This window comes from Terriglobus sp., from assembly GCF_965201105.1.
In the GTDB taxonomy this organism is placed as follows: domain Bacteria; phylum Acidobacteriota; class Terriglobia; order Terriglobales; family Acidobacteriaceae; genus Terriglobus.
In genome coordinates this window covers 4063881-4087114 of record NZ_OZ241741.1, presented here as the reverse complement: position 1 = coordinate 4087114, position 23234 = coordinate 4063881, and the positions used below count along the sequence as shown (strand labels likewise).

Genomic DNA, 23234 nt, shown 5'->3' with positions numbered 1-23234 from the left:
AAACTGGCATCTTCCGAGGGCGCCTGAAAAAGGTGCTTCGGACTTCTCCGCTCAACGCTGCTTACCAGATGTGACGATCGTCCTCGCGCCTCCCCTGGCTTTCGCTCGGCTGGGCTGCGGGGGCGCGTGAAGGAAGCTTTTGCAGCTTTGTTGCCCGCGTTCCGACCGACGTGGTCATGGGCCGCTGCAACGAGTGGCCGTTCCTCTCGCTTTCCGTCCACGCCTTCCAGGTTTCATTGCCGCGAGCCACGCGCGCGCTTTGTGACCGGGGCGGCAGAGCAAGCGCGGCGGTCAGGAAATAACCGTACTGCCGCTGGTTGCAGCGCATGCACCGCATGGGATAGCGAAGCAGCAGAAGCTCGCGCAGATCGTGGATGCGGACACGCGACCGGCGAAATTTTGTGTTGGTGCAGAACGCACAGCCGATCACACCGTCGGCGATGCTCATGGTCGGCGCGGCGCTATACGGCTCAATGTGAGCCTTGTATGCACTTTCCTCGACGGTGGTCACCATGGGTGTGTTGGGGTCGGGCGCGAGAGGCTGTGGTTCCGGCATCCAAGGTGCTCCTTTTCCACCGAATGAACTCAATCAGGCTACGGCCACGACGGGTTTGCTGCAAGCGACCTGAGGGAAGTGCTGTGTTACTCCGATTCTGGATCGAAGAGGCCCAGCGTGGTGCGTGGCACGGCGGACTTTGCGGCTGAGCGCGGCGCGAGGTGCAGACCGCGCTGCGGCGACTCGGGCCTGGGGCGATTCCGATCGCGCATAGGTGCGTTGCCGGCAGGGCGTTCTTGAGCGGCCGGGCCGGTGAGCAAATCGCTCAGATCGCGCAGACCGGCGCGAATGCGCTCAAGGTTGGGCTCGCTGGAACTGTCCTTTTCCGGCTCACGCTGCGGAGCAGAGGCGCTCGATGCTGCCGGCTCCTTACGCCGCTGGCGGGTTTGCAGGAACTGGCGCGCGCCCGGAATGGTGTAGCCGTGTTCGTACAGCAGGTGTTTGATCTCGAAGACGAGTTCCACGTCGCGGCGGCGATACAGGCGCTGCCCGGTGCCGCCTTTGCCGACTTTGAGCTGCGGAAACTCGGTTTCCCAGAAGCGCAGCGTGTGCGTTTCGACGCCTAGTAGACGGGCGACCTCGCCGATGCGGAAGTAGAGCTTGTCCGGAATGACAGGATCACGAGAAGGCGGGACATTGCGGGCTTCAGACACGCTCGACTCCTGTGACGTGCTTGGGGCGGACGCCCTGAGTATATTCCCGGGTGGCACGGTGTACCCACCCCTCCCCCACTTTTTCCAAGTTCTTCTTGCGGAAGAGCTTAGCCGCGAGATGCAGCGCAAGTTCCTGATTCCGCAGGTACTTAGGGGTAAGTTCTTGATTGTGCAAGGAATAAGCGGTGTTGCACAAGAATTGGTGCACCCGCTTTTCTGGACGGCTGCGTTGAAGCGGTTGAAGCTCCGCGCAAATATGCGCGGAGCGGATTCCAAGCAAAAAAAGGCCCCACGCATGTGGGGCCTCGCTCAATGGACAGGAACAGCGGACGCGGTGGAGGACCACTCGAAGCGCCGATGCCTCCGGTAGGGTCCCTCTCCCTGAGGGGAAACCCTGAAACTTACTCCGTCGGCCCTACGTGTAGTGCTCTCTTAGTCAGCTACACCATAGAGTGCGCCTGCTTTGCGGGAGTGTCAAGGTAGATTCCCGAAAGATTTGCACAATTTTGTGTGCTGTGAACGCCTTGGTTGAGCGCAGCAGCTTTTCCACCGAGGAGCACCCTACTCAGACTTTGCGCGGACGCGCATGCTGCCGCACACTGCCCGGACGAGCACGCTGCGCTGCACATCTCCAGATCACGGCGGCAAATGAGAAGGCCGGGGCTGGTTGGCCCCGGCCTTTCGTTGCTGCGGATGTTCCGTGCTTAGAAGGTGAACCGTCCGCTGAGGCGAAGGACACGGGATGCATTGGATCCTGTGATCTGGCCAAAAGTCCCGGGCGAGTTAATGTTTGCCCCAGGGTTGGCCCACTGCGGTGTGTTGGTGGCGTCAAAGGCTTCGCCGCGAAGGACAAAGGTGTATTCGCGCCAGATGGGGAAGTTGCGGCTGATGCCGAGATCCAAGTTGAAGAGGCCGGGACCACGCAGCGAATTGCGACCGACGTTGCCGTTCTGCAGGTTCGCACCCGAGCCGTAGACCGAGGTCACGGTGGCGAAGCTGCCGTTATTGACGAAGTACTGTGGGTAGTTCGGGTTGGTGCCGTTGTATTTCACACCGTTCACGGTTGGTTTGCTGAACTGGTACGGAACGACGGTATCGCCGTTGCCGCTGGTGGAACTATCGGTCAACTGGAAGGGCGTGCCGCTGTCATAGATCAGAACGGTGTTCAGGTCGAAGTTGCCGACGATGCGTCCGAGAATACCGCTGGACAAGAACTGCCGGCCCGGGCCGATGGGAAGCTGGTAGTTCGTCCAAAGGGAGTTCACGAAAGTCCGGTCGAAGCCGCTGTTGGCATAATTGCGGCTGAAGAGCGGCAGCGAGTTGAAGGTGACGGTGCCGGGGGTGCTGTTGGTGTCGTAGGTGTTGAGCGTGTGCGACCAGGTAAAGGCGTAGCCGAACTGGATCGACTTGAAGGTGCGCTCGTTCAGCGAGAACTGCAAGCCCGAGTAGTTGACGGTGCCGAACGGGAAGAAGTCGTAGATGGTGTTCACATTGCGGCGAGCGCCACCCGTCGCATTTGCATTTGCGAAGATGGGGCGGGTGTTGGAGCCGAGATTGCTGACAAAACCGGAGTTGATGTCGCGGCCGGCGACCTGGCGGACCTGGTGTGTGCCCACATAACCAATGGTTGCGACCAGGCCCTTGGCCAGATCACGGTCGAAGAAGAGATTCCAGGTTTCGACGTAACCGCGACGCCACTTCTGCGGCGAGAAGACGGTGCCGTAGTTATACGGCAGAGGCACAACACCGCTGCTGATGTCTGGCAGGACGACGGGCGGAACGCCGATCGGTAGAGTCGAACCGGGCACGACGTCGTTGGTGGCACTGAGGGCGGCGGCCGGCGTGTATTGGGTGGTGAAGGTGCCGAAGCCGGTCTGGCTGAGGGTAGTGAGGGCCGGATAAGCGTCGCGGTAGAAGCGGTAGTTTTCTGGATCGACGGTGATGCCCGCACCCGAGCGGATGACGGTTTTTTCATTCACGCGGTAGTTGATGCCGAAGCGGGGAACGAGCTGTCCTTTGCCGACATCGACACCGGTGTCCGTGGGAACATTGCCACGGCCACCGATGAGGGTGTTGCCGCTGGTGGGGTCATAGCGGAAGACACCGGTGTGATCGCGGGTGGCGAACGGATAGTACTCATAGCGTACGCCGTAGTTGATGGTCAGATCGGCGCTTGCCTTCCAGGTGTCCTGCGCGAAGAAGCCGAATTCCGACCAGCGCGGGCCGTTGGGCTGGAAGAGCTGGACTGTCTTGGCGACGTTGTTGGGCAGGCCGAGCAGATTGTCGGCGATGACGCGCGCGAAGTTTGGAGTCTGCGCGCCGCCGCTGCCCCCATTCAGGCTGGTGACGCCACCGGAAAAGGTGAACTGGCCGCGCGGACCGGCAGCATTGGTCTGCAGGTGATTGATGGCGGAGTGCGTGTATTCGCCACCGAAACGATAGCTGTGATTGCCATGGACGTAGGTGGCGTTCAGGTTGCCGACGTACTGGTAGTCGCGGAAGCTGAACGGGTTGGACTGCAGATAGTTGCCGAAGCTGCTGAGGCCCTGGCTTTGCACGAAGCCGGGCAGGCCAGACTGGAAGGTGGTTGCACCGTTGGTGCCGGGAATGCCGAGCAGATTCAGACCCAGATTGGTACCCACGTCGGGCGCCTGCGCGGCGAGATCGATGCGGACGACGCCAGCGTTGGCGTCGATGAGGAAGTTGTTGGAAAAAGTGTGGGTCGCACCCAAGCCGATATTTTTGATGTTGCCAGGAGCGGTGCCGGGCTGGCCACCGTCCCAGGTGTTGCCGATAGCGGCCCCGAAGTACGGTGGATCCACGATGTTGGAGCGGAGCAGAGAATAGCGGCCGAAGAAGGTGGTGCGATCGGTCGGGTTCCAGTTGATCTTGGTGTCGTACGTGCCGCGGTCAAAGGCGAGGATCGCTCCACCGGCGTAATTGGCCGTTCCCGCCTGCGACGTTTCGGTGGGGATCAGCGAGAGGATCTTCAGGGCCGGCGCACTGAGACGGTTTTGCGGGATGATGTTGCCTGCGAAGGGAGTTCTGCCCATGCCAGCTGCATTGCCGGTGAGCGGATCGTAGATGACTGCCTGTGCCGCAGTGAGACCGTAGGCGCTGGGATTCCGAAGAAGCGCGCTGAAGTCGCCGCCACGGAATTGGGTCAGGGGAACGGTTTGCGTGCCGTTTTTGTACTGGCGCAGCGAGGTCTTGTTGTAGTTAAAGAAGAAGAACAGCTTGTCCTTGATGATGGGACCGCCGATGTTGCCGCCGTACTCGTTGTAGATGTTTTTAGGAACGACCGGCGTGGCGGAGGCGCGCACGAAATAGTTGCGAGCGTTGAACTGCGAAATGGAGTTGTATTCCCAGATGCCGCCGTGAAAGTGATTGGTGCCGCTTTTGACGACGAAGTTTGCGGCGATGCCGCCGGCGGCGCCCTGCTCTGCGTTGAAGGAGCTGGTGACGACGTTGACCGACTCGATGGCATCCTGGGGCGGGATGTAGGCGGCTTCAGACTGGAGCCAGGGATAGTTCACGGCCGCGCCGTCAATTTTGATGTTGTTGATGGTGTTGGCCACGCCATTGGCGTTGATGGCTTCGTTACGGCCCGGGTTTCCGGCCTGCGAGTTCATCTCCTGCGGCGGCGGCACGCCGGGAATGAGGCGGAAGAGGTTCTCAGGATTGCGGCCCGCGGAGCCGGCGGTCGGCAGCTGATCGACCTGACGCGAACTGATTTCATAGCTGACGTCGGCGCGGTCGGTCTGGAGCGCGGGCGGTGCAGTACTGACATCCACGGATTGGGTCACGCCGCCGACGGTGAGTGCGGCGTCGACGCGCTTGGTCTGGTTGACAGCGATGGGCACGTTCTTGGTTTCGGAGGTGCCGAAGCCAGTACCAGCGATGGTGACGGTGTAGTTGCCCTGGGGGACGTCGGTGATCTGATAGTTGCCGGAGTTGTCGGTGGTCGCGTTCCGGGTGAGGCCGGTTGCGGTGTTGCTGATGGTAACGGTCGCGCCGGGTACGGCGGCGTTGGACGCGTCGGTGACATTGCCGGTCAGGGTGCCGTAGAGCACCTGGGCGTGCACGCAGCTGAGAGCGAGCATGGGCAGCGCGAGCACGGCGGCGGTACGCAGAGCAGGGCGCTGGGAGCGCCGGGAAAATGGGTCAAACATGTGGTGCCTCCAAAGGTTTGCAGCAGAAATCTTCTAACTTGATTCGCGCGCCGAACTATAGCCAGCGCCTCCGATCACTGTCAAGGCGTTGCGCTCTGGGAAATGCAGGAATTTTGGGCATTTCCTGGTTTTGGGCATCGAACCGTTTTTACTGCCGAAGAGTTTATGAAACTTTTCCCAATCGATTTCCGTCCCGCGCGGCCGCGAAGAAGGCCGGATGGCGGCCTGTTCTGAGGAGCGCAAGTCGTGCCGGCGGCAACAACCGGCTTACGCGCGGGACTACAACTAAAGGAGGAGGAGCCACGCGAAGATGGCAATTTTGCCGGGCCGCTGTTCCAGGCGCCGGGCCAATCGCGCCGGTATCGGCTAGCGGAGCAGGCGCATGCTGAGGCGGAAAAGCTGCTCGAAATCGTTGTGGAGGGTGAGCTCGGTGTCGCCGTGGGACTTGAGGGCACCTTCCACTGCTTTTTGCGCGGCGGGGCGGCTGTAGCCGAGGTTGACCAGGGCGGAGAGGACGTCGTCGGCCGCGGGGGTGAGCGCGGTGGCCTGGGGCGTGGCGGGGGTGGGTGCGGCGAAGCTGTCGAGCTTGTCCTTGAGCTCGAGGACGATGCGCTCTGCGGTTTTCTTGCCGATGCCGGGGATGCGGGTGAGCAGAGCGTGGTCGGCACCGCGGATGGCGGCGGCGAGGGCGTCGGCGCGGATGCCGGAGAGCAGCGTGATGGCGAGCTTGGGGCCGACGCCGGAGATGGTGATAAGTTTTTCGAAGAGGAGCTTTTCGGCGGGGTCGAGGAAACCGAAGAGGGCGATAAGGTCTTCGCGGACCTCGGTATGGATGTGGAGGGCGACGGCGCTGCCCTGCTCCGGGAGGGCGGTGTAGCACTGCACGGAGGTGCTGACGTCGTAGCCGACGCCGTTGCAGTCGACGACCGATCGGTTGGGCGATTTGGAGAGCAGGGTGCCGCGAAGGTAGGCGATCATTCGTCTGGGCTAGCCGCGGCGGCGGTAGAGGATCTGGAAGGTGTAGCCGGGGTTGGGCGGATAGAGCGCGTGGACGGCGCGAAGGCGGGCGGCGAGCGCGGGCGGTGCGAGCAGGGGGTATTCGCGCTCGCGGAGGTCGGCATAGTCGAAGTCGAGAAAGACGGCGAGCAGGTAAATGGCGACCGCGTCCGCGAAGGCGGCGTGCTGGTAGTCGCGGAGGGCCTGCGCCTTTTCGGCTGGCGTGGTGGACGCGGGTGGACGCGGCGGGACGGGTGCGGTGGAGCGTGGACGCGTGGAGCTGTCTGCGCCGTGGTCGGCCTGTGGGCCGAAGGCGGCGGAGCGGTGCTCGAAGGCGTCAATGGAGGTTTCGCCACGGACGCCGGCGGCGGTTTGCTCGGCGAGCAGGTCGCCGAAGGAAGCAGGCATGCTGGCGATGTCGACCAGGTCGTGGGCGATGTTGATGAAGAACTCAAAGGCGAGCGCGAAGCTGTCGTGGTGCAGACCGGCGGAGAGAAAGACGTAGTCCTCCCCGCGGACCTCGGCGTTGCGATGGCAGATGGCGCGCTCGGCAAGCTCGGGGGTGGCCTGGAGCGCGATGAGGGTGGGGTCGTTGCTCTGGAAGGCAGCGTCGGCGGCGTCGTTGCCGCGGAGGCGCGCGCCGGACAGCGCGAGCGGCACAAAGGCGTAGGTGGTGCGCACGAGCGAGCCGGCCAGGGCGGCGGGCACGGCGTTGACCAGGCGCAGCACCGCTTCCGCCGAGGTGTGCGATGCATCCGGGTGCCCGTTGCCGATGCTTTGCCCGAGCAGGGCGTAGCGCAGGCCGTTGGCAGCGGTGTGACGCTGAAGCTGCTCGGCGGCAGCTTCGGCGGACAGCAGTTGGGATTCGAGAACGTTTGCCACCGAGGCGTATTCTAAATGGAGCATGCCACAGCCTGACCGCACGTTTGCACCGGGATATGTCAACTACACGGGACCGCGCCTGTTTGGGGCGCCGATCGGCGACCTGAGCGCGTTTCAAACGGTGCTGGGAACGCTGGCGATCGGCGTTGCGAGCTTTTTCGCGGCGACGTTTTTCGGCATTCTGGGCGTGTCGGTGATGAGCATCGCACGACACCGGATGCTGGATTACAGCATCGCGTACAAGTGGGTGGGGCTGCCGGTGGGCCTGCTGATGCTGTTTGGGACGGGGCTGTACCTGGGCTCGATCCTGATCCGGCGGGTGACCGGCGAAGGGCGATAGACACTTAGGTGTGGCGTTTGGAAGGGCAGGGGTAACTGCTTGGTGGGCCAACGCCTGCAAACGGTTACATTTGGTCTGGTTCGTTCTGATTTCATGGTGAACAGGGCTCCCGTCTTCTGGTTTAATCAAAACGGTTCAACTATGCCTTCTCAGTCAGAGTCTGCCGAAAGCCGCTCCAAGCAAGCCAGCGGTGTGGTGTCGCTACGCACGCTGTCGGCGCACCTGGGCCTGTCGGTGGCCGCGATTTCACGTGTGCTGAGCGGTTCGCCGGCGGCGCGGTCGATTCCGCCGGCAACGCAGGAGCGTATTTTTGCGGCGGCGCGTGAGCTGAACTACCGGCCAAACCTGCTGGCGCGGTCGCTGCGACGCGGACAGTCGACCAGTGTGGGCGTGTTGATTCCGGACATGTCCGAGGGGTACTCGGCGCACGTGCTGGCGGGAATCGAGGAGACGCTTTCCGCGGCGGGGTACGTGCTGGTCATGATCACGCACCACCACCGGGAAGAGGTGCTGGCCAAGTCGGAACGCATCTTTGCCGAGCGAGCGGTGGACGCGGTGATCCTGGTGGGGACGACGCTGCAGTTGTATGGGACGACGCCAACGGTGACGGTGTCTTGCCCGGACCCGCATCCGCACGTAACGAACATTGTGCTGGACCACGCTCGCGCGGCGGAGCTGGCGTTGCGGCATTTGCACGGGCTGGGCCATCGCAAGATCGCGGTCATTAAGGGGCATCCGGTGAGCTCGGACACCGAGGTTCGCTGGCGGTCCATTGAGCGGGCCGCCGCGGCGCTGGGCCTCCCGCTGCCGCCGGAGCGCGTGGTGCAGATGGACGAGGAGCTGCAGACGAACGAGCCCGGCTACCGCGCCACGCGGAAGCTGCTGGGCCAGAGCCGTGATTTTTCCGCGGTGTTCGCGTTTAACGACGTGTCCGCGATCGGGGCCGTGGCCGCGCTGCAGGATGCGGGGTTGAGCGTTCCGGAAGACGTGTCGGTGATGGGCTTTGACGACGTTGCCTTTGCCCGCGTGCACCGGCCTTCGCTGACGACGGTGCGCCAGCCGCTGCACCAGATGGGCGTGATGGCCGCGAACGCGGTACTGGACCAGTTGAGCCGGTCAGGCGAAGCGCACACCGCCGCCGTGGAGGTGGTAGTGGAGCCGGAACTGATGGTGCGCGCGACCACGATGTCCGCGGCCGTTTGCGCAGTGGCTGCGGCGGCGTAGCGCCGGGCGGGTTGCGCGCGCACCGCACTGTTCGTTCGTAAATCTGGGGATTGCACCGCACGAACTGGATGTTGCGCGGACTGCCGCCAGCTTAGTGTGAGTGCATGCACAGAATCCATGATTCAACGATGCCTGCGTACCGAACTCCGACGATGCTGCGTAACACCCACGATGAGAACAGCGGACGCGCAGATGAAGACCGGAGTGGCGGCGTGAGCGCGGCGGGAACGCAGGGAGAGCAGCGGTGGGCGGCGGTGGCGGCGCGGGACCGGTCGCAGGACGGCAGCTTTGTGTACGGGGTGCTGACGACCGGCGTGTACTGCCGGCCGGGATGCGCGTCGCGGCTGCCGAAGCGGGAGAACGTATTGTTCTATGACACGGCGGCAAAAGCTGCAGCGGACGGACTGCGCGCGTGCAAGCGGTGCCTGCCGGATGAACGTGATGCGCGGGCGGTGGACGGGACGATTCGGCGGCTGTGCCGATATATGGAAACGCACCTGGACGAGCCCCTGCGGCTGAGTGATTTGGCGGCGCGGGCGCGGTTGAGCCCGTCGCACCTGCAACGGACGTTTCGCGCTGTGGTTGGGGTGAGCCCGAAGCAGTATGTGGACGCGCTGCGGATGGAGCGGTTCAAAGCGTCACTGCGTGGGTCGGAGGGCGGTGTGACGGATGCGATTTTTGACGCTGGGTATGGTTCGATCAGCCGGGTGTACGAGCGGGCGGATACGAGCCTGGGAATGACGCCGATGGAGTTTCGCGACGGTGGGGCAGGTGTGGCGATTACTTATGCGGGCCTCGCGACGCCGATGGGATTGGCGATGCTGGGCGCGACGGACCGCGGGCTTTGCTTTTTGCAGTTTGGGGAGGGTGAGGCGGAGTTGTTGGGGCGGTTGCGGGCGCAGTATCCAGCAGCTTCGGTGTCGGCGATGCGGGAGCCTGCGCCGCCGGAGTTCGGGGCGTGGATCGGAGACTTGAACGCGTATCTGCAGGGGCGCGTGCCGGACCTGCGGCTGCCGGTGCATGTGCGGGCGACGGCGTTTCAGCAAATGGTATGGGAGTATTTGCAGCGGATGCCGGCGGGGCGTTCGCAGAGTTATCGCGCAGTGGCCGAGGCGCTGGGGCGGCCTACGGCGGCGCGGGCGGTGGCGCGCGCCTGCGCGTCGAACGTGGTGGCGCTGGCGATTCCGTGCCACCGGGTGGTGCGTGGGACGGGAGAGTTGGGTGGGTACCGGTGGGGGCTGGAACGGAAGAAAAGGTTGCTGGAGATGGAGCGGCGGGGTGGCGAGGGGCCTTTAGCCCCGGAGGTAGGAACGACGTGATCGACATGGACCGGGCTTTAGCCCCTGAGGTGATGGACCCTGCATCACCTCAGGGGCTAAAGCCGTCGATTTTCTTGCTGGTCGGCGAGCTATCTCGCGGCTGAAGCCGCTGACCTCAGAGGCTGAAGCCCGGGTCGGGAAGGGCGTTTATGGCACAGCAGAAGCTGTGCCCTTCCGCTTTTCTGGGGCCTAAGGAGATAGCTGAAGCTGTGATCTTTGGTTTGTGCTTGCGGCGACTTGGGATCGGGCGCTTTGCCCACGTTAGCCGCACAGAGCGCGGCGAAGGTGGGGCACGTAGAAGTGGGCGATGACGCGTTCGTGTTGCACTGTGCTACATCAGAGAAAAAGCAGGTCCTTCGCTTTGCTCAGGATGACAATGCTGAGGAGATGGCAAAGGACCAACGACGCTAGCCTGGTCACTTGACGTTGGCGAAGTCGGCTTCGGCGGTGTTGAGTTGGGCCGGTGTGGGCGCGGATGAGGTGAGGAGGATACGGTAGCGGAAGGTGGCGGTGCCGCCCTCCGGGATGGTGAAATTGTGCTCGGGGGCTTTCCCGTCGAAGATGTGGTCGCCGAGGGGGTTGGCGGCGAAGAGGCCGTAGCCGCGGGCGTGCCAGTAGGTGGGGAAGCCGGGGTTGCCGGGGTTGTCGAGGATGGCGATGGTCTCGGTTTTGCCGTCAGGGGTGGTGCCGGTAAGTTCGCACCAGGCGCCGCGGGTGGACCAGACCTTGTCGCCGGTGATGCCGGCGGAGGTGCGGTAGACGCCAGTTGCGCCGGTTGTGTCGGCGGTGTCGACCTTGGTGGGGCGGCCCTGGGCGTCATTAAAGGTGCCGCCCTTTTCGGTCGGGCTTTCCAGGAAGTGGGCGACGCGAATGCCGAGCAGGCCCTCCTTGTCGTCGTGGAAGGTGACGGGCTTGAGCGCGGTTAGGGTGCTGATGCGGTCGATGGTACGGGTGTTCCTGTCGGCGCGGAAGATGTAGGTGGTGCGCTCCTTGAGGAGATCGGTCCGTTTGCTGTCGGGGGCACTCGCGTCGCTGGAGTTGGCGGACCAGGTGGTTTCGACGGTGATCTCGCCTTCGTGCGGGCCGGATTTGGTGGAAAGCACCGGGCCCTGGTGGACCGAGCCCATCTTCGGTTTTTGCGCGGCGGGGATGGCCGAGGAGTTGTTCCAAAAGTCGAAGCCGTTGACATTGCCGTAGTTGAACCAGAGGCCGGCGTGGTGGGGGTGGTCGACGCGCTCGCCGGGGCGGGGTTCCAGGGGGAAGCCGCGGGTGACGGTGGTGCCGTCAGGCGCCATCAACGGATAGAGGACGGGCTTGTCGAGCGACTCGGGCCAGATATAACTGGTGAAGGGCTTGCCGTCGGCGGTGACGTCGATGCGGTGCTGGGCTTCGATAAGGGTGACGTTGATCTGGGCTTGGGCTTGTGTCATCCCGACCCCGAGCAGCATTGCCGCCGCGAGTAGAAATGCGGGTTTCGGTGCAAGCACCAAGTCCACTGCGCCCCACGATAAGGCTGTCCTGCTCCGGTCGAAATGACAATTTCGTTGCAGGCGGTCAGGCGACATGCTTGCCTCCGGCGACGACCTGTTGGGTTTTGTCGTCGAAGGTGACCTTGGCGCCGGTTTGCATGGCGGCAATGCACATGCAGAGGGCGACGGAGTGGGAGTAGCCGGCGTCGATGCTGGCGTTGGGGGTTTTGCGGGAGCGGACACACTCCATCCAGTTCTGCATGTTGGCGGAGGTCTGCGGGTCGGCGCCGGTGTTGGCGTCGTTGGAGACTTTTTCGGGGTTGCCGAGGTTGAAGTCCTTCAGTAGGAGGGGCTGCATGTGCATCTCGCCGGCGTACTTTGCGGTCAGGCCACCTTCGGACGAGACGAGTTGCTTGTCCATGTCAAGCGAGCCGCCGACGGAGCGGTAGATTTCCTTGACGCCGCCGGCCTCGTTCGTCTGGCGCGAGGAGTAGATGACCTGGAAGCCTTTGGACGGGTCGTCGAGCGGGCCGTAGTCGAAGACGGCGGTGAGGGTGTCCCAGTTGCGGCGGCCGTCGTGCCAGGCGTAGATGCCGCCATTGGCGACGACGGAGCGCGGATGCGGGTAGCCGGTGAACCAGTGCACGGTGTCGATCTGGTGGACGAGCCACTGGTCGGGGATGCCGGAGCTGTAGGGCCAGAAGAGGCGGAACTCGAGGTACTTGCGGGCGTCGAAGGGTTCGAACGGCTGGTTAATGAGGTAGCGCTTCCAGTCGGTGTCCTGCTCGTGCAGAAGCGGGACGACGTCAGGGCGACGCCAGCGGCCGGGCTGGTTGACGTTCCACGTCATCTCGACGGCGACAATGTCACCGAACTCGCCGGAGTGGATGTATTCGTAGGCGCGCTGGTAGGAAGGCGTGGAGCGGCGCTGGGTGCCGACCTGCACGATTTGGCTGGATTTGTGGACGGCGTCGCGGAACATGCGGGCATCGGCCATGGTGTGCGCGGTGGGCTTTTCGACGTAGGCGTCGCGGCCGTGCTGGACGGCTTCGGTGCCGTGGTGCGCGTGCTGGAAGTCGGCGGTGGCGACCAGGACGGCGTCGACATCCTTGCGGGCGTAGAGCTCGTCGGTGTTGCGAACGGCTTCGAGAGTGCCGCCGCCCATCTTCTTCTGAACAAAGGCGACGCCGTCGTCGCGGCGCTTGTTCCAGATGTCGCAAACGGCGACGAACTCGAAATTCATCTGCTTCGAGCGCTGGAGGAAGGACGGGATGAGCGCCTGCCGCATGCGGTCACCACAGCCGACAATGGCGGTGCGGACGCGGTCGTTCGCGCCGGGAATGGCGGCGTAGGAGCGGGCGGTCCAGAGCGAGGTGGCAGCGGTGGCGAGGCCGGCTTGCTTGAGAAAGGTGCGGCGGGTGGTGTCGCTCATGGAGTCCCCTCGGGGGCGAAAGCCTGGGTTATTTGGGTAGGCGGAAGAGTATGGCTGAAGTCATGCTCTTCTGAAGACATGCTCGTTCAATGTATTGCCGGATCACCCACCTTAGCCGCAAAAAACGCGGCGAAGGTGGGGCACGATGTTTGGAGAGATGTAGGTAGTGCTTGTGAACCTTCTTTACGCACACATGTTCTACGGCTGTCGCCAACAATGCAGGTTTCGGTGCAAGCCCCTGTTCCCTCCGGGTTAGAAGGTGAAGCGGCCAGCGAGCTGGAAGATGCGCGGATCAGAGGCACTGTTGGCGTAACCAAAGGTAGACCCGTTGGGGTTGCTGGTGTTGAAGCCGTTTAGGTTGGGATGGTTGAGCACGTTGAAGCTTTCCAGGCGAATCTGGAGGCGGAGGCGTTCGTAGACGTTGAAGTTGCGCGCGAGCGACACATCGATGTTGTAGTAGTTCGGGGCGCGCAGAAAGTTTCTGGGCAGGGTGCCGTAGGTGCCGGTCGACGGCAGGGCAAAAGCGGCCTTGTTGAAGTAGAAGCGGTTGCCTCCGGTGGCACGGCTGGTGACCTTGGTGCCGCTGAGGACGGCGACACCGGGAACGAGGTTTGGACGGTCGTTGACCTGACCGGTCAGCGAGATGTCAGAGGCAGAGCTGACGTTGATAGGCGTTCCGCTGGTGAGGCGAATGTAGGGGGCGATCTGCCAACCGTTGACCAGGGCGGCGGAGATGCCGTGCAGCCGGCTCACCTTGCTCTCCGTGATGAAGGTCACGTTGGCGATGTGGCGGACGTCGTAGCCGCAGACGCTGTAGTCGCCGTGCGGATTGCTGCTGTTTTGCAAGCTGGAACCGGCGATGTCGCCCTGGTTATCGACCAGGTCCATGCACTTGGACCAGGTGTAGTTGGCGAGGAAGTTGAAGTTGCCGGAGCGGTGCTGGACGGTAAAGATGCCGCCGTTGTAGTTGGAGTAGCCGTGGTCGTCAATGACCGTGAAGGTGGGGCTGTAGAGCAGGCCCTGTGACGGATTGACGCGGGAAAGCGCTGTGCGGGCGTTGGTGTTGGCGGTGCCCGTGTTGGAGCAGGGCGCACCGGGGGCGGGCAGGTTGGTACCGGTGAGTGGACCGCAGGAACCGGCTATGCCCGTGGAGACACCAGGGATGAAAGTGGCGTGGTAGGGATAGGTGCCGATGTACTGATGAATGTTGCGGTTGCCGAGATAGTTGGCGGAGAAGTTCCAGCCGCGGCCCAGTTCCTGCTGCACCGATGCGGTCCACTGATAGATGGCCGGTGTGCGCGACCCCGGCTTCATGACGACGTACTGGCCGGTGGTCGGGAACGTAGCGGTGGCGTTTGGCGGAAAGATGCCGGGGAACGGGTCGGTGCCGTTCCCGTAGACGGACCACGGGTTGGCGAACGGGATGTTACCGGTGAGATCGATCTCGTTGGTGTAGGGCGGATTGGTGGTCTGACGCTGGTTCAGGTAGAGCGGCGGCGTGTCATACATGATGGCCCCACCGAGGCGAAAAACCGTGGTGGGATGCGCCTGATAGGCGAGACCGACACGCGGTGAAAAGTTGTTGAGGCGGTTATTCACCATGGCTTTGTTGATGCCGGTGTCGCCGGGGAAAAGGGTGCCGGCGGGCGCGAGTGGAAAGCGGGCAGAGCGCGTGTTGTTTACGAACGCGTTGTAGTCAAAGGTGCTGCCGCGGCCGTAGCGATCGGCCTGGAAGAGCAGGGGCTCATACCGAATGCCGTAGTTCAGGGTCAGCTTGTCCCGAACGTGCCAGGTGTCCTGGGCATAGCCGGAGAAGATGTTCTGGCGGAAGGCGGTCTGCTGCGAACGGCTCTGGCCGAAGCTCTGCACGCGGCCGGTGAGGAAGTCGATCATGCCCTCGCCGACGTTCTTGTTGTTGACGCCGCTGAGCTGGCCGTTGAAGGTATATTGGCCGTTCTGCAGGTAGCCGGCGTTGGTATTGTCGGCAGCGCGAATGTACTCGGCGCCGAAAGCAAAGGCATGCTTGCCGTGCTGGTAGTCGATATCGTCGGAGAAATCTTCGCTGTTGGAATTGAAAAAGCCGGGCGAGCAGGTGCCGCAGCCGCCGGACGGGCCATTGCTGACGCTGAAGCGGAAGTCGACGGGGACATACAGAAAGATATTGACGCCGACGTTGTTGGCGTTAATACCGCCGGATGTTGGTCCGCGATTGTCGCGACGGCGTGCCCACGTGGCGTGGAAGGTGTTCACGACAGTAGGCGAGATGTTGAAGATGTCGCCGAAGGTGGCCGTTTGCACGCGCTCGTCGTTGCCGGCGGTGGTGGTCAGCAGCAGATTGGTCGGCGAGTAGTAGTTCGGCTGCTTGTAGTTGGTGATGAAGTAGCGACCGAACATGGTGTGGCGCTGCGAAATGTTCCAGTCGATGCGGCCGATGTACTGATCTTCCTGGTTGTTCGCGGGCAGGGCGACACCGACCAGGCCGAACGGATCTTCCTGGGACAGCGGCAGCATCTTGATGACGTTGAGTGCCTGGGGTGAGTAGGTGCTGGGGTCGACCCGGCGGTAGCCGGCGGTGCCGGGCGTGGTGTTGATGCGCTGGCCGTTGGATGGGTTCACCAGGTTAGAGCCGTCTGCCGCGTTTTTGCTGCAGGAGCCGCCCATCTGGCTAAAATCGCCGGCGAGCTCCGCGGGTGTGGGAAGGCAGTAGGTGCTGCCGTTGCCAACCTGGCGGTTGCGCGTGCCTTGGTAGCCGCCGAAGAAAAACAGCTTGTCCTTGATAATGTGGCCGCCAAAGGTGCCGCCGAACTGGCTTCGCTTGAGCGTGTCGCGCACCGGGGCACCGGTCTGCTGGTTGACCGAGAAGAAGTTCGTCGCGTTGATGATGTTGTTGCGCAGGAACTCAAAGGCGGAGCCGTGCCAGTCGTTGGTGCCGGAGACGGTGACGGCGTTGATCAGCGCGCCCGGGTGGATGCCGTTGCGGGCGGGCAGCGAGTTGGATTCGACGGAGAACTCGCGCAGAGCGTCAGGAAACGGGAACGGCAGGTTGGTATTGGTGAAGTTGTCGGTGTGGTAACCACCGTCCAGCACGTAGTTGTTGTAGTTACCCTGGCCGCCGGCGATGGAGATAACGGTGGAGCTGGCGTAGTTCTTGGAGGTCTGGATGTCGTTGGCAGGCGGCGTCACGGCACCACCTGTGATCAGGGCCAACTGGGTGGCCTGACGGCCGTTCAGCGGAAGCTCGTTGATGCGGGTCTGATCGACGACCTGCTTATAGTTGACGGTCTCGGTTTCTAGGGCCGCGACGCCTGCCTCGACGGTGACGGTCTGGGATTCGGAACCGATGTTGAGCGTGGCATCTACGGTGGCGGAGTTTCCGACTTCAAGAATGCCGCGCTGCTGGAATCCGGAGAAACCCTGGGCGGTGACCTTGATGCTGTAGCTGCCGACGGGCACGTTGGGGATGGAGTAGTCGCCGGATCCCGAGGATGTGACGGTGCGCTTAGCACCTGTATCCGTGCTGGTAAAGACGACCTGCGCATTGGGAATGGCGGCACCGGTGGAGTCCTTGACCGTTCCCTGAACGCTGGCGGTGCCGGCGGCCTGGGCGCGCAACGCGGCGGGGGTGAGCAGCGCGGCTATGGTGAACACGCCGGAGAACAGGGCGGCCGGCATGGCGGCAACACAAACGGAAGCCAGCAGGGTGCGGTGCGTCCGGCGTTCTTGGATGATGGACATGGCTTGGGAAACTCCTGAGCGGGCGAACTGCCGGCGGAGCGGCGCGGGTTCGCGGCGAAACGTTTTTGTCTTTCTCGGACAGCGGAAAAGTACGGGCAGCGTGCTACGGCTGTCAAGCGGCATATTCCCCACCTGCAAATGTTCCCCATTGGCACGTTAGCGCTAACGCGGCACAACGCGCGTTGCATAGAGGGAGCTTTTTGCAGGCACCGTGGTTCCGGAGTTGACAGGCCGCGACGGGCGCTTTGGCTACACTGAAAGCTATGCCCACGATCAAAGCGGTTCGCGGAACGCGCGACCTCCTGCCGCCTGAAACTGCCCTGTGGAACCGCGTGGAAGCGGTGGCGCGCGATGTGTTTCGCCGTTACGGCTTCCACGAGATCCGCACGCCCGTGCTGGAGGCCACGGAGCTGTTTGCGCGTGGCGTGGGCGAGGAGACGGACATTGTCTCCAAGGAGATGTACACGTGGGAGGACCGGGCGCGCGCCCAGAGTGAGAAGGCGCAAAGCCTGACGCTGCGGCCGGAGAACACGGCGGGCGTGGTGCGCGCCTACATTGAGCACAAGCTGGGCGACACGGGGCAGTTGCAGAAGCTGTACTACATTGGCCCGCAGTTCCGGCGGGAGCGTCCGCAAAAGGGGCGCTACCGGCAGTTCTTTCAAATCGGCGCGGAGGTGATTGGGCCGGCGACGGCGGGTTCGGAGTCGCCGCTGCGCGATGCGGAGGTGCTGGAGATGCTGGCCGCGCTGCTGGACGCGTTGGAGATTCCGCGGGCGTCGGCGGAAAACGAGTTTCGCGGATGGCGGTTGCAGTTGAACTCGGTGGGGTCGAGCACGGACCGGCCCCGGTATGTGGCGGCGTTGCGCGAGGCATTGGGGCCGGTGAAGGACCGGATGTGTCCGGACAACCAGCGTCGCGCGGAGACGAACCCACTGCGGGTGCTGGATTCCAAGGACGTGGAGGATCAGGAGATCATCGACGCCCTGCCGAAGATTGCGGATTATCTGGATGACGCTTCCAAGGCGCATTTTGCGGCGGTGTTGGATTCGCTGGACGCGTGCGGTGTGCCGTACACGGTGAACCCTCGGCTGGTGCGCGGGCTGGATTACTACACGCGCACGACGTTTGAGTTCACGGTGAACCTGGGGCTGGGCACGCAGAATGCAATGCTGGGCGGCGGCCGGTACGACGGGCTTTCGGAGATGCTGGGTGGGCCGCGCGCGCCGGGGATCGGATTTGCGATTGGCGAGGACCGGTTGATTCTGACGCTGCAGGCGCTGGAGGAGGCGCGTGCGGCTGCGGCAGGTGAGATTGCGGTGACGCCGAAGATGGACGCGTATGTGGCGCCGCTGAGCGTGGGCCAGCATGCGGCTGCGCTGCGGCTGGCGCATGAGTTGCGCGCGGCAGGGCTGGCGGTTGAGGTGGGGGATGGGTCGTTCCGCCTGAAGCGATCGTTTGAGGCGGCGGAGCGGGTAGCGCGGGCGATCGTGATTGTGGGTGAGGACGAAGTGGCGCACCAGGTGGCGACGGTGAAGACGTTCGCCACGGGCGAGCAGCGCAAGGTTGGGTTTGGGGAGTTGGCGGCGGTGTTGGGGGAGTAGCAATTTGGACTTTGCGATCGAGCTTGAGCGGGAAGACGACGGACGTTGGATTGCCGAGGTGGTGAGCATGCCTGACGTGATGGTGTACGGCGCGACAGTTTCGGAAGCACGTGAGCAGGTTGAGAGCCTGGCGTTCCGTGTCCTGGCGGAAGAGGTCGATACCGTTTCGGACGAAGTTCCTCACCTCGGCGGCTGAAGCCGCGTCATCCCCGTTGACGATAGCTCCACCTCGGCGGCTGAAGCCGCGTAAGGTTTGGCACTTTTCTGCAAGCCGCGGTGTCTTTGTGGGCGGAGAGCGTGTGTGCTGAGCCGTCGGGCGTTTGTGGGTGGGGCTTCGGTATTTGCGGTGGCGGGCGCGGTGCGGGGCGCGGTGGGCGCTTCGACCGGCGAGCGGATTGCCGCGGCGGCGCGAGCGCAACTGGGGGTCACGACCGGGTATGACCCGGCGTACCGAGCGATCGCGTATCCGAATGGGGATGTGCCGCGGTCGACGGGCATCTGCGCGGATGTGGTGGTGCGTGCGTGCCGGGATGCGCTCGGGCGCGACCTGCAGGTGCTGGTGCATCAGGACATGGCAAAGGCGTTTGCGGCGTATCCGCGGGCGTGGGGCGCGCGTGGGACCGACACAAACATCGATCACCGCCGGGTGCTGAACCTGCAGACGTACTGGGCGCGGCGCGGAGCGCGGATCTTTGCGGCGAGCGGGACCGCTCCGGGAGACTTCTTTGGAAATGATGTGCGCCGCGGCGACTTTGTGACATGGCTGATCTTTGGCAGGCTGCCGCATGTGGGCGTGGTGGGCAGCGAAGGGCCGGACCCGGTCATTGTGAATAACCTGGGCGAGGGTGTGCAGGAGATTCCGATGTCGCTGTATGCGTCGCACAAGGCAGTGGGGCGGTATCGCTGGAGCGGTTGAGACGCGTGCCGGCATCCAACGGCGTGCGAGGTGAGTGGTGCCGGTGGATGCGAGCGGGTTCGATCTGGAGCGGTTCGTGGAGGCGCAGCAGGGCGTGTATGCGCAGGCGCTGCGCGAGATAGAGGCCGGAGAGAAGCGCAGCCATTGGATGTGGTTTATCTTTCCGCAGGTGAGCGGGCTGGGGTCGAGCAGCATGGCGCAGCGGTATGCGATCGGCGGGCGCGACGAGGCGGTGGCCTACCTGAGGCATCCGGTGCTGGGGCCGCGGCTGCGGGAGATTACGGCGGCGGTGAATGCGGTGAACGGGCGTTCGCTGGACGCGGTATTCGGATATCCGGATGATTTAAAGTTTCACTCGAGCATGACGCTGTTTGCCGAGGCTTCGGTTGCGATGAGTCCGGAGGAGACGGCCTTTCAGGACGCGCTGGGGAAATGGTTCGGCGGAAAAAAGGACGAGGCGACACTGAGGCTGCTGTGGTGAGGCACGGCGGCACGGTACCGTGGCGATGGCACGCGACTCCGGCATGTGGCGCTGCTTCGGAACCACGACGAATCGCATCCCATGATCGATGAGAGTGCCGCCCGTGAAGCGTCCAACGGACATGAAGAGATGCCTACGCGGTGCGGTTCTGCTGACGGCAATGTGCGGTTGTGCGCTGATTGGGGGCTGCCATCAGGCCAAGCCTGTGTCCCAGGCGGATGAGGTGCAGGCGGCACTGAATCGTTTTTATGCCACGGAGCCCGCATGCGTGTGGACGAACTCTGTCACGCTGGAACACTCCAAGGGCCGGTCCAAGTCCGTTACCGCAGAGGAAGCACGCGCTCTCGATCAGGCTGGCTTGATCGACGTGCAGCGCCATAGTTACAAGCTGACGAATGCCGGCCGTGCGTTCTGGCGAGACGACAAGACCGAGCAAGGCTTTGGAAACCTGTGCTTTGGAAAGTGGCACGTGGACCGGATTGTGAGCATGACGACGCGGCCCGACGATCTGTTCGGCAATGCGACGGAGGTGCAGTTCGACGCAACGGTCGCCTCCCCTGCGCTGTGGACGCGGTCACCGGCGATGCAAAAGGCGTTTCCGCTGATGGCGCTTGAGGTAAGCCGGCCGCTGCCGCACAGTGCGACGATGAAGCACACCGACAAGGGATGGCAGATCGCGGTGATTGCGGTGCCTTCGGTACCGTAGCCAGAGCCTTTTCCGGCGGCTTCGGTGATGGTTATCTCTGCTGTGGTGCAACAGACGGTGGCGGTGCCGAAGGGGACGCTGTAGCTGCGGACGGTGCAGGTGCGGGCGGTGTGGGTTGGACGGGTGAAGGCGCGGCGGCTGTGGATGGTGGCGCGGGTGTTGCGGCGGTGGGAGCTGCCGCTGCGCTTATGGGAGGCGGCGGCGGTTCTGGCAGCTTGACCGTGGCGATGTTGGCTGGATCGTCGCGGAGCTTCAGGTACAGCGTGTTGCCGCCAGCGGGGGCGGGTGTGGTGAAGCTCGCGTCGGAGAAGCCGGTGGGGACTTCGGCCGGCTTGCTGAAGTCCTGCGTTGCACTGAAGGCCTGTACGAGAAAAAGCTTGCTTCCCTGCACCGTACAGTTGGGCGCCGTGGCGGCACCCGGAGCTGCGGGCTGGCCGGGAGCGGCTCCGGATGCGGTGGCAGGGCTTACGCACTGGACCGCGCTGATCTGCGGCAGGCGGACGAGGGTGCCGAGCGGGACCCAGTCGCCGGGGGTGCCGTCTGCGGCGACGGAGCGCACCTGGAGCTTGCCGAATGCGGAGTCGCCAAAGGCTTTTTGCGGGTCGAGGGTGGCGATGGCGGTGTGCTCGTCCTGCAGGGTGAGCGTGCCGCCCGTGGCATTGCCGGCGAAGGAGAGCTCGGTGTGGGTGCCGCCGGAGACGGTGGCGACCTGAACCCGCTGCGCATGGTCGAACGGCTGTGCGCTTTGCAGGACAAGGTTCAGTTTGCCCTGTAGCGGGATCTCGTCTTTGCCGGTGAGCGTGACGGGGAGGGTGCCCTGCTGCGGCGTGGCTTCTGTCTTCATGCTGAGCAGCTTAAGGGTGGGCCGCGCGGCTTCGGCTTCGATCTGGACGGGGAGGGTGCGGCCGTCTTTGAGTTTGGCGGTGGCTTCGTTGCCAGCTTTGGGCGAAACGCCGGATTTGGCGGCGAGGTGGAGCATGTTGGGATCGTCGCCGCTGCCGGTGGGCGTGAAGTCCTGGCCGGCGATCTGCACGGAGGCGACGTTGGCGACGCCGTCACCGGTGAGCACGGCCTGGGCGTCGCCCGCGTGAATTTTCACGGTGCCGAGCTTGATGGCGCCGTTGTAGGCGGTGAGCGGGATCCTGTCTGCCCCGGGCTTGCCGTACTGCTGGACGAGGAGGCTGTAGTCGCCGGGCTGCTTGTCCTTGAGTGGAACGGTCAGGTCGAGCGTGTTTTTGGACGTGTCGCCGTTAGCGGGCTTGAAGGCGACATCCTGCTTGTGATCGTTGCGGTCGACAAGGGCAATGTGCTGGACGCAGCCGGTGGCGTCGCCCCGGAGTTGGAGCTTCTTATCCTGACCCGCGATGGCCTCTGTGTCGCCAACCACTTTGAAGCTGCCGCCGTCGGTCTGCTGCAGCTTGAGTGTGGGGCCTTCGAAGGTGTCGAAGCCCCAGTTGCCGTGAACAGTGCCGGTGATGATGTTGTCGCCGTCGGGGGCGGGGTTTGCGCCGCTGGGCTCCGTCGCGGTTTGGGCGAGGAGGCCGCCGCTCACAGCGTCGGGCTTGAGAGGGATGTCTGTTGCGCCGGCGCTGCGATCCAGGTGCAACGCAAGATCGTGGGCAAAGCTGGTGGAAAAAACAAGGGGCGCGCCGGTGACGAGCAGCGTCATGTTTGGCTGCAGCAGGCACGCGACCTGGTTGGGCGTTTGCGCGCGCAGTTGTGGCGTCACGTTTTTCTGGATGGCGGGCAGGCCGACGACGATGACGGTCTTGGGCTTGTTGAACGAGGGAGGCGTGTTCAGCTTCAGGTTGAGCGTTTCACCCTCAGGAAAGGTCAGGCCGGGGATGTACTGGTAGTCGGGGCTGCTGCGCAGGTTGCCGACCAGCCGGACCACGTCAACGATGGCGCCGACATAGGCGGAGTAGCTGCCGCCGCCCGCAGCCTGGGTGTACGAGGCCTGGTTCACCAGGTCGCCGCCGCCGTTGCTGGAGAGCGCCTGCGCGAGGTTCTGGCCCTGGGTGTCGCCCAGGATTACGGGTGCGCTGGCCTGGGTGAGGCAGCCGACCTGCTGGTTGACAGGCTGCTTGAAGCAGTCGTCCTTTGCCCTGAGGCCGAGGGCGGCGGAGAGCCTGGTGGAGCGGTCCTGGATTGCCTTTGCGTCGTCGGGGGTGACGGCCTTCATGGCGGCCAGGTAGCGTTCGATGCGCTGCTGTTCAAACGAGGCCTGGTTCAGGTCCGCATCGGCGCGGATGAACTGGCCGGGCTTCTGCTTGACAGTGGAGCGAAGCGAGGTGAAATCGCCGCCGGTTTCAGGCGCCAGGAAGAGCAGTGCCTGCTGCGCACCGTCGGGCACGGTAACGGTGGTGCCTTCGCGGGCTTTCTTGTCCCAGGTCTCAACTTTGGTGAACCAGTTGTCGGGCGGTTCGTTGGTGGTGCCGCGTAGAAAGGCAATGACGAGCAGCAAGTGGTTCGATTGGTCGGCGGGCAGGTCAGCGTGGACCCAGAGCTTGTCGCCGCCCTGCAGGTTCGGCACCTGCGCGATGGGCAGGGTTTTGCCGTTGCGTGTGACGCGGACGCTGACCTTGGGGCCGGTGAGATTGAAAGGCGCGGGGTCGTCGGCGTGGGCGAGCGTGGGCAGAAGGCTGAGGGCGGCGAGGCACAGGGTGAGCCGTGCGAGTGGGCGCGCGAACGTCATGTAGCGGTTGGACGCGAGTGGGCGCGGGGGTGTTGCGATGCAATGCTCCGTACAATA

At 63.8% G+C, this 23234-nt stretch carries 17 protein-coding genes; 8 read left to right on the top strand and 9 right to left on the bottom strand.

What is annotated here, in order from left to right; all coding sequences use genetic code 11:
- Positions 1 to 61: 61 nt before the first annotated feature.
- The 5 genes from ACOFKT_RS17915 to ACOFKT_RS17895 form a co-directional block, all read right to left on the bottom strand.
- Complete coding sequence (locus ACOFKT_RS17915) at positions 62 to 556, bottom strand: hypothetical protein (protein WP_419805352.1); 495 nt, start codon at positions 554 to 556, stop codon at positions 62 to 64.
- Between the two features lie 86 nt (positions 557 to 642).
- The gene (locus ACOFKT_RS17910) at positions 643 to 1209 is read right to left on the bottom strand and encodes a MerR family transcriptional regulator (protein ID WP_419805351.1); all 567 of its coding nucleotides are present in this window, start codon (positions 1207 to 1209) and stop codon (positions 643 to 645) included.
- Positions 1210 to 1913: 704 nt separating this feature from the next.
- Positions 1914 to 5381: a carboxypeptidase regulatory-like domain-containing protein gene (locus ACOFKT_RS17905; RefSeq protein ID WP_419805350.1), complete on the bottom strand. Its 3468-nt coding sequence runs from the start codon at positions 5379 to 5381 to the stop codon at positions 1914 to 1916.
- A gap of 366 nt (positions 5382 to 5747) precedes the next feature.
- Complete coding sequence (ruvA, locus tag ACOFKT_RS17900; RefSeq protein ID WP_419805349.1) at positions 5748 to 6359, bottom strand: Holliday junction branch migration protein RuvA; 612 nt, start codon at positions 6357 to 6359, stop codon at positions 5748 to 5750.
- 9 nt (positions 6360 to 6368) lie between these two features.
- Positions 6369 to 7259, bottom strand: a complete 891-nt coding sequence (locus ACOFKT_RS17895; protein WP_419805348.1) for a hypothetical protein — start codon at positions 7257 to 7259, stop codon at positions 6369 to 6371.
- A 22-nt stretch (positions 7260 to 7281) separates the two neighbouring features.
- Here ACOFKT_RS17895 and ACOFKT_RS17890 point away from each other — a divergent pair, with 22 nt between their 5' ends.
- From ACOFKT_RS17890 to ACOFKT_RS17880, 3 genes are all read left to right on the top strand, one after another.
- Positions 7282 to 7599 (top strand): hypothetical protein, encoded by a 318-nt coding sequence (locus ACOFKT_RS17890; protein WP_419805347.1) that lies wholly within the window; start codon positions 7282 to 7284, stop codon positions 7597 to 7599.
- 141 nt (positions 7600 to 7740) lie between these two features.
- Entirely contained in the window at positions 7741 to 8823 is a 1083-nt protein-coding gene (locus ACOFKT_RS17885) for a LacI family DNA-binding transcriptional regulator (RefSeq protein ID WP_419805346.1), read from the top strand.
- 152 nt (positions 8824 to 8975) lie between these two features.
- Positions 8976 to 10142: a bifunctional transcriptional activator/DNA repair enzyme AdaA gene (locus ACOFKT_RS17880; protein WP_419805345.1), complete on the top strand. Its 1167-nt coding sequence runs from the start codon at positions 8976 to 8978 to the stop codon at positions 10140 to 10142.
- 416 nt (positions 10143 to 10558) lie between these two features.
- Here ACOFKT_RS17880 and ACOFKT_RS17875 read toward each other — a convergent pair whose 3' ends face one another.
- From ACOFKT_RS17875 to ACOFKT_RS17865, 3 genes are all read right to left on the bottom strand, one after another.
- Positions 10559 to 11590, bottom strand: coding sequence for a PmoA family protein (locus ACOFKT_RS17875; protein WP_419805344.1), 1032 nt, complete (start codon positions 11588 to 11590; stop codon positions 10559 to 10561).
- Positions 11591 to 11696: 106 nt separating this feature from the next.
- A complete protein-coding gene (locus tag ACOFKT_RS17870; RefSeq protein ID WP_419805343.1) occupies positions 11697 to 13043 on the bottom strand; it encodes a Gfo/Idh/MocA family protein in 1347 nt (448 codons plus the stop codon).
- A gap of 252 nt (positions 13044 to 13295) precedes the next feature.
- The gene (locus ACOFKT_RS17865) at positions 13296 to 16778 is read right to left on the bottom strand and encodes a carboxypeptidase regulatory-like domain-containing protein (RefSeq protein WP_419805342.1); all 3483 of its coding nucleotides are present in this window, start codon (positions 16776 to 16778) and stop codon (positions 13296 to 13298) included.
- A 263-nt stretch (positions 16779 to 17041) separates the two neighbouring features.
- Here ACOFKT_RS17865 and hisS point away from each other — a divergent pair, with 263 nt between their 5' ends.
- From hisS to ACOFKT_RS17840, 5 genes are all read left to right on the top strand, one after another.
- Positions 17042 to 18379, top strand: coding sequence for a histidine--tRNA ligase (hisS, locus tag ACOFKT_RS17860; RefSeq protein WP_419805341.1), 1338 nt, complete (start codon positions 17042 to 17044; stop codon positions 18377 to 18379).
- A 4-nt stretch (positions 18380 to 18383) separates the two neighbouring features.
- Entirely contained in the window at positions 18384 to 18575 is a 192-nt protein-coding gene (locus tag ACOFKT_RS17855) for a type II toxin-antitoxin system HicB family antitoxin (RefSeq protein ID WP_419805340.1), read from the top strand.
- A gap of 105 nt (positions 18576 to 18680) precedes the next feature.
- Positions 18681 to 19295 (top strand): DUF1287 domain-containing protein, encoded by a 615-nt coding sequence (locus ACOFKT_RS17850; protein WP_419805339.1) that lies wholly within the window; start codon positions 18681 to 18683, stop codon positions 19293 to 19295.
- A 37-nt stretch (positions 19296 to 19332) separates the two neighbouring features.
- Entirely contained in the window at positions 19333 to 19776 is a 444-nt protein-coding gene (locus tag ACOFKT_RS17845; RefSeq protein ID WP_419805338.1) for a DUF1810 domain-containing protein, read from the top strand.
- Positions 19777 to 19981: 205 nt separating this feature from the next.
- The gene (locus tag ACOFKT_RS17840) at positions 19982 to 20482 is read left to right on the top strand and encodes a hypothetical protein (protein WP_419805337.1); all 501 of its coding nucleotides are present in this window, start codon (positions 19982 to 19984) and stop codon (positions 20480 to 20482) included.
- Positions 20483 to 20513: 31 nt separating this feature from the next.
- Here the strand turns inward: ACOFKT_RS17840 and ACOFKT_RS17835 are convergent, their stop codons facing one another.
- A complete protein-coding gene (locus ACOFKT_RS17835; RefSeq protein WP_419805336.1) occupies positions 20514 to 23177 on the bottom strand; it encodes a hypothetical protein in 2664 nt (887 codons plus the stop codon).
- Positions 23178 to 23234: the final 57 nt, after the last annotated feature.

Bases quoted from the DNA above. Each gene is read 5' to 3' on its own strand.
- ACOFKT_RS17890 (WP_419805347.1), top strand. From the start codon at position 7,282: ATGCCACAGCCTGACCGCACGTTTGCACCGGGATATGTCAACTACACG.
- ACOFKT_RS17905 (WP_419805350.1), bottom strand. From the start codon at position 5,381: ATGTTTGACCCATTTTCCCGGCGCTCCCAGCGCCCTGCTCTGCGTACC.
- ACOFKT_RS17870 (WP_419805343.1), bottom strand. From the start codon at position 13,043: ATGAGCGACACCACCCGCCGCACCTTTCTCAAGCAAGCCGGCCTCGCC.
- ACOFKT_RS17915 (WP_419805352.1), bottom strand. From the start codon at position 556: ATGCCGGAACCACAGCCTCTCGCGCCCGACCCCAACACACCCATGGTG.
- ACOFKT_RS17885 (WP_419805346.1), top strand. From the start codon at position 7,741: ATGCCTTCTCAGTCAGAGTCTGCCGAAAGCCGCTCCAAGCAAGCCAGC.
- hisS (WP_419805341.1), top strand. From the start codon at position 17,042: ATGCCCACGATCAAAGCGGTTCGCGGAACGCGCGACCTCCTGCCGCCT.
- ACOFKT_RS17865 (WP_419805342.1), bottom strand. From the start codon at position 16,778: ATGTCCATCATCCAAGAACGCCGGACGCACCGCACCCTGCTGGCTTCC.
- ruvA (WP_419805349.1), bottom strand. From the start codon at position 6,359: ATGATCGCCTACCTTCGCGGCACCCTGCTCTCCAAATCGCCCAACCGA.
- ACOFKT_RS17880 (WP_419805345.1), top strand. From the start codon at position 8,976: ATGCTGCGTAACACCCACGATGAGAACAGCGGACGCGCAGATGAAGAC.
- ACOFKT_RS17835 (WP_419805336.1), bottom strand. From the start codon at position 23,177: ATGACGTTCGCGCGCCCACTCGCACGGCTCACCCTGTGCCTCGCCGCC.
- ACOFKT_RS17875 (WP_419805344.1), bottom strand. From the start codon at position 11,590: ATGCTGCTCGGGGTCGGGATGACACAAGCCCAAGCCCAGATCAACGTC.